At 70.2% G+C, this 6,000-nt stretch carries 6 protein-coding genes; 1 reads left to right on the forward strand and 5 read right to left on the reverse strand.

From position 1 onward, the window contains the following. Nucleotides 1-227: 227 nt before the first annotated feature. The 5 genes from fabF to J7E96_RS30670 all read right to left on the reverse strand — a co-directional run bounded on the left by fabF (nucleotide 228) and on the right by J7E96_RS30670 (nucleotide 5,122). Nucleotides 228-1,490 carry a beta-ketoacyl-ACP synthase II gene (gene fabF / locus J7E96_RS30650; RefSeq protein ID WP_215136075.1) on the reverse strand — a complete coding sequence of 421 codons (1,263 nt, stop codon included), beginning with the start codon at nucleotides 1,488-1,490 and terminating at the stop codon, nucleotides 228-230. A gap of 78 nt (nucleotides 1,491-1,568) precedes the next feature. Continuing rightward, the gene (locus J7E96_RS30655) at nucleotides 1,569-1,817 is read right to left on the reverse strand and encodes an acyl carrier protein (protein WP_138894777.1); all 249 of its coding nucleotides are present in this window, start codon (nucleotides 1,815-1,817) and stop codon (nucleotides 1,569-1,571) included. A 70-nt stretch (nucleotides 1,818-1,887) separates the two neighbouring features. Beyond that, entirely contained in the window at nucleotides 1,888-2,892 is a 1,005-nt protein-coding gene (locus tag J7E96_RS30660; RefSeq protein WP_215136077.1) for a ketoacyl-ACP synthase III, read from the reverse strand. Nucleotides 2,893-2,906: 14 nt separating this feature from the next. Continuing rightward, nucleotides 2,907-3,827, reverse strand: coding sequence for an ACP S-malonyltransferase (locus J7E96_RS30665; RefSeq protein ID WP_215136079.1), 921 nt, complete (start codon nucleotides 3,825-3,827; stop codon nucleotides 2,907-2,909). An 89-nt stretch (nucleotides 3,828-3,916) separates the two neighbouring features. Next, nucleotides 3,917-5,122, reverse strand: coding sequence for a CdaR family transcriptional regulator (locus tag J7E96_RS30670; RefSeq protein ID WP_215136081.1), 1,206 nt, complete (start codon nucleotides 5,120-5,122; stop codon nucleotides 3,917-3,919). Nucleotides 5,123-5,180: 58 nt separating this feature from the next. Here J7E96_RS30670 and J7E96_RS30675 point away from each other — a divergent pair, with 58 nt between their 5' ends. Further along, nucleotides 5,181-5,840 carry a pirin family protein gene (locus J7E96_RS30675; RefSeq protein ID WP_215136083.1) on the forward strand — a complete coding sequence of 220 codons (660 nt, stop codon included), beginning with the start codon at nucleotides 5,181-5,183 and terminating at the stop codon, nucleotides 5,838-5,840. Nucleotides 5,841-6,000: the final 160 nt, after the last annotated feature.

A 6,000-nucleotide genomic window follows, 5' to 3' on the forward strand; every position in this document is an offset into this window, starting at 1 on the left:
CTGCCGGGAGAGCGTGGAGCTTCCCGGCAGGGCCTTCCGGCTGTGTGCGGTCGCGGATCTGGTCGCGGATCAGACCGAACGGAAGGCGAGGACCACGTTGTGGCCGCCGAAGCCGAACGAGTTGACCCCTCTTGCGTGCGGCCCTCGCACTGCCCGGCCCTGGGGGGCCGGTCAGGCTTCGGGCGGCTGTGCCGGACTCCGTCCGGCGGGCGGGGCCGGGGCCGGACTCAGACCGTGCGGAAGGCGAGGACCACGTTGTGGCCGCCGAAGCCGAACGAGTTGTTGATCGCGGCGATCGTGCCCTCGGGCAGTGCCCTCGGCTCGCCCCGCACGATGTCCGCGTCGACATCGGCGTCCAGGTCGTCGATGTTGATGGTCGGCGGAGCCGTCCGGTGGTGCAGCGCCAGCACCGTCGCGACGGTCTCGATGCCGCCGGCGCCACCCAGCAGGTGGCCGGTCATCGACTTCGTGGCGGAGATCGCCACGTGGTCGAGGTCGTCACCGAGGACCTTGCGCAGCGCCTTGATCTCGGCGACGTCGCCCTGCGGGGTCGAGGTGGCGTGCGCGTTGAGGTGCACGATCTCGGCCGGCTTGAGGCCGGTGTCGTCGAGCAGGTTCTGCATGGCGACGGCGATGCCGCGGCCGCTCGGCTCGGGCTGCGCGATGTGGTGGGCGTCGGCGGACAGGCCCTGGCCGACGACCTCGCAGTACACCCGCGCACCGCGCGCGGCGGCGAATTCGGCCGACTCCAGGACGACGACGCCCGCGCCCTCACCGAGGACGAAGCCGTCGCGGCCCGTGTCGTACGGGCGCGAGGCCTTCTCGGGCTCTTCGTTGCTCTTGGACATCGCCATCATGTTGGCGAAGGCCGCGATCGGCAGCGGGTGGATGGCCGCCTCGGTACCGCCGGCGACGACCACGTCGGCGCGGCCGGTACGGATCATCTCGACGGCGTAACCGATGGCTTCGGCGCCGGAGGCACACGCGGAGACCGGAGTGTGCACGCCTGCCTGGGCGTTGACCTCCAGGCCGACGTTGGCGGAGGGGCCGTTCGGCATGAGCATGGGCACGGTGTGCGGGGAGACGCGGCGTACGCCCTTCTCCTTCAGCACGTCGTACTGGTCGAGCAGCGTCGTGACGCCACCGATGCCGGAGGCGATGACCGTACCCAGGCGGTTCGGCTGGATCTTGTCGTCCTCGCCCGCCTTGTCGGTGTAACCCGCGTCGGCCCACGCCTCACGAGCGGCGATCAGCGCGAACTGCGCCGAGCGGTCCAGCTTGCGGGCCAGCGGGCGGGGCAGTACGTCGCCCGGGTCGACGGCCGCGAGGGCCGCGATGCGGACGGGAAGTTCGGCGAAGCGCTCGCCCTCCAGGGGCTTGACGCCGGAGCGTCCGGCCAGCAGGCCTTCCCAGGTCGATGCGGCGTCGCCACCCAGCGGTGTTGTTGCGCCGATACCGGTGACGACCACGGTGCGATTGGTCGGGCTCACAGGAATTCTTTCTCCACGTGTAGAGGGTGCTGAATTATCACGGCGCCACCGCCGGGCGGCGACACAGGACCGGCCGGATCAGGCCTGGTGCTTGAGGATGTAGTCGGCAGCGTCGCCGACCGTCTTGAGGTTCTTGACGTCCTCGTCGGGGATCTTGACGTCGAAGCGCTCTTCGGCGGCGACGACGACCTCGACCATGGACAGCGAGTCGACGTCCAGGTCGTCGGTGAAGGACTTGTCCAGCTGGACGTCCTCGGTGGGGATGCCGGCGATCTCGTTGACGATGTCGGCGAGACCGGTGACGATCTCTTCCTGAGTGGCGGCCATTGTGGCGCTCCTTCGGTGTTGAGCAGAGGGAATTGGGTAAAGCGGCAGGCCCGGAACTGTCCGGACGTGCCTAGGGGAGGGTAACGACCGTCGCGGCGTAGACGAGACCCGCCCCGAAGCCGATGACCAGCGCTGTGTCGCCGCTCTTCGCCTGCCCGGTCGCCAGGAGCCGCTCCATCGCGAGCGGAATCGAGGCGGCCGAGGTGTTACCGGTGGTTTCGATGTCACGGGCGACCGTGACATGTTCCGGCAGCTTGAGAGTCTTCACCATCGAGTCGATGATCCGCATGTTCGCCTGATGCGGAATGAAGACATCCAGATCGTCCGCGCTGATCCCGGCCGCGTCCAGCGCCTGCTGGGCGACCTTCGCCATCTCGAAGACGGCCCAGCGGAAGACCGCCTGGCCCTCCTGCGTGATGGCCGGGAACTTCGCGACCTCACCGGCGTTGCGGTAGTCGGACCACGGAACGGTCTGCTTGATGGTCTCGGACTTGTCGCCCTCGGAACCCCACACGGTCGGGCCGATGGCCGGTTCCTGCGAGGGGCCGACGACGACCGCGCCCGCACCGTCGCCGAACAGGAAGGCCGTCGCGCGGTCCTCCAGGTCGGTCAGGTCCGAGAGCCGCTCGACGCCGATGACGAGGACGTACGTCGAACTGCCTTCGACGATCATGCCCTTGGCGAGGGTCAGGGCGTAACCGAAACCGGCGCAGCCGGCCGAAATGTCGAAGGCGGCGGGCTTGTTGGCGCCGATCTTGTCCGCGATCTCGGTCGCGACGGCGGGGGTCTGCTTGAAGTGCGAGACGGTGGAGACGATGACGCCGTCGACCTGGTCGGCGGTGATCCCCGCGTCGGCCAGCGCCTTACCGGCGGCCTCGACCGACATCGCGGCCACGGTCTCCTCGTCGGACGCCCAGTGGCGGGTCACGATGCCGGAGCGGGAGCGGATCCACTCGTCGGACGAGTCGATCGTCTCGAGGATCACCTCGTTGGGCACGACACGGGTGGGACGGTAGCCGCCGACACCCATGATGCGTGCGTACGGGGCGCCCTTGCTGGGCTTGATCTTCGACATGCTCTCTCGGGCTCCTATCGCGCCGCGTGCTCAGCGATGAGCGCGCGGGCCGCGTCGAGGTCGTCGGGGGTCTTGAGCGCGAGAGTCCGCACGCCGGGCAGGGCGCGCTTGGCGATGCCGGTCAGCGTGCCGCCGGGGCAGACCTCGATGAGAGCGGTGACGCCCAGCTCCTTGAAGGTCTCCATGCACAGGTCCCAGCGGACCGGGTTGGAGACCTGGCTGACCAGGCGCGAGACGACCTCGGGGCCGGTGGAGACGGTCCGGCCGTCGGCGTTCGAGACGTACGTGATGGCCGGATCGGAGACGACCAGATCCTGCGCCGCCTTGCCCAGCTCGGTGACCGCCGGAGACATGTGGTGCGTGTGGAACGCGCCGGCGACCTTGAGGGGCATCACGCGGCGTACGCCCTCGGGCTTGTCCGCTTCGAGCGCGGCGAGCTGCTCCGCCGTGCCCGCGGCCACGATCTGGCCCGCGCTGTTGACGTTCGCCGGGGTCAGGCCCAGCTTCTCCAGATGCGGGACGATGACGTCGATGTCACCGCCGAGCAGCGCCGACATACCGGTCTCGGTGACGGCGGCGGCCTTGGCCATGCCGAGGCCACGGGTCCGTACGAAACCGAGCGCGGCCTCTTCGGTGAGCACACCGGCGTACGCGGCGGCCGTGATCTCACCGACGCTGTGACCGGCGACCACGGAGACGTCCGTACGGGCGTCAAGGGCGGCGGCGGACAGCAGACCGGCCGCCACCAGCAGGGGCTGGGCGACCGCCGTGTCGCGGATCGTGTCCGCGTCGGCCTGTGTGCCGTAGTGGACAAGGTCGAGCCCGATGGCGTCGGACCAGGCGGCGAGCCGGTCGGCGGCGCCGGGGAGGTCGAGCCAGGGAGTCAGGAAGCCGGGCGTCTGGGCGCCTTGGCCGGGAGCGACGAGTACGAGCACCCTCACACTCTCTCTTGTGGACGGCCCCGCGACCCCGTGGGGACAGGGACCAAGAACCGTCGGGGGATTTGTTGGTGTTCGACAAAAGTCTAGGACTGCGGCTCCGCGTCGGCCAGACGCCCCAGGATCAGCGCGATCCGCAGAGTGAAGGCGGATCGAACATCGGAGGGTGACCAGCCGGTGACGTCTGTCACACGTCGGAGCCGGTATCGCACGGTGTTGGGGTGCACGAAGAGCATCCGCGCCGCGCCTTCGAGGCTGCTCGCCTGCTCCAGATACACACTCAGTGTCTCCAGCAGCGCCGAGCCCGCTTCTTCCAGCGGTCTGTAGATCTCCTCCACCAGCTGGTCCCGCGCGGCAGGATCCGAAGCGATCGCCCGCTCCGGCAGGAGATCGTCCGCAAGAACCGGACGCGGGGCGTCCTGCCAGGCCTGACACGCCTTGAGCCCGGCGGCGGCGGCCTGCGCGGACCGGGTGGCGGCGAGGAGATCGGGGACGATGGGTCCGGCGACGACGGGCCCGGCGGCGTACGGCCCGATCAGCGCCTTCGCCACCTGCAACGGGTTGTCGCTGCCGCCCGCGATGACGACCAGCCGGTTGCCGAGCACCCCGGTCAGTACCTGGAGCTTGGCGTGCCGGGCGGCGCGCCGGATCGCCTCGACGGTCAGCTCGGAGTCCCCGTCGGGTGCGGTGCCGAGGACGACACACACATGCTCGGGGGAGTTCCAGCCGAGCGCGGCGGCGCGCGACACGGCCCCTTCGTCCGCCTCACCCGAGAGCACCGCGTTGACGACGAGCGATTCGAGCCGGGCGTCCCAGGCGCCGCGGGCCTCGGCGGCCTGGGCGTACACCTGCGCGGTCGCGAAGGCGATCTCGCGGGCGTACACGAGCAGGGCCTCGCGCAGGATCGACTCGTCGCCGGGCGCCGCGACCTCCTCGATCGCGGTCTCCATGACCTCGATCGTCGTACGCACCATCTCGACGGTCTGGCGCAGCGTGATCGCCCGGGTCAGCTCGCGGGGCGCGGTGCCGAAGACGTCGGTGGAGATGGCCTGCGGGGTCTCGGGATGCCGGAACCATTCGGTGAACGCGGCGATGCCGGCCTGGGCGACCAGGCCGATCCACGACCGGTTCTCCGGTGGCATGGCCCGGTACCACGGCAGCGTCTCGTCCATGCGGGCGATCGCGTTCGCGGCGAGGCGGCCGGAGGACTTCTCCAGCCGGCGCAGGGTCGCGGAGTGCGGGTGGGCTGCTTTCGCGGCGGGCGGCTGCTGCTCAGGATCGGGTTGGGGCACGGGACAAGACTGCCTTATCGGAACCCCGGGTCGTTGGGCCGGGGCTACGGTGGGCGTTGTGATTTCTGTACGGCGTTCAGCGGAACGCTTCCGTGGAGGCGACGCCTCAGCCGGTATCGAGTCCCTTCACGCCTTCTCCTTCGGCCACTTCTACGACCCGGACCACCTCCGCTTCGGCGCGGTCCTGGCCTGCAACGAGGAGCGTCTCGAACCCGGCGCCGGATTCGACGAGCACCCGCACAGTCACACCGAGATCGTGACCTGGGTCGTGGAGGGCGAGCTCACCCACCGCGACTCCGCCGGCCACGCCACGGTCGTACGCCCCGGGGACGTGCAGCGGCTCAGCGCGGGCGGCGGGGTCCGGCACGTGGAACGCAACGACGGCGACGTACCGCTGGTCTTCGTGCAGATGTGGCTGGCGCCGCGGGACCCCGGAGGCGAACCGTCGTACGAGGTCGTGCGCGGCATCGCGGACGCCACACCGTACGCCCTGCCGGCGGCGGGAGCACTGCTGCACGTGCGGCGGCCGGGCACGGGCGAGCGCACGGCGGTCCCGGACGCGCCGCTGGTCTACGCCCATGTCGTACGCGGCCGCTTCAACCTCGGGGAGCACGCCCTGGGGCCGGGCGACGCGGCCCGCATCACCGGGGCGCACGGCCTGGAACTGGTGGCGGCCGCCGCCCCCGCCGAGCTGCTGCTGTGGGAGATGAGCGGCTGACGGAGAGGCCGGTGGGGACGTCAGCCGTCGTTCCGCGCTTCTTGACATGAGCGGGGTATTCAACAGCTGGATGTTTTCTGCGTATTACTGCACTCGCGTGTGTAGGCGCGTGTGGTCTGTTCGGTTTGGTGACTGGGGCGGTTGGGTGTTCGGGGTGGGA

The organism is Streptomyces sp. ISL-96 (assembly GCF_018614035.1).
GTDB lineage: Bacteria > Actinomycetota > Actinomycetes > Streptomycetales > Streptomycetaceae > Streptomyces.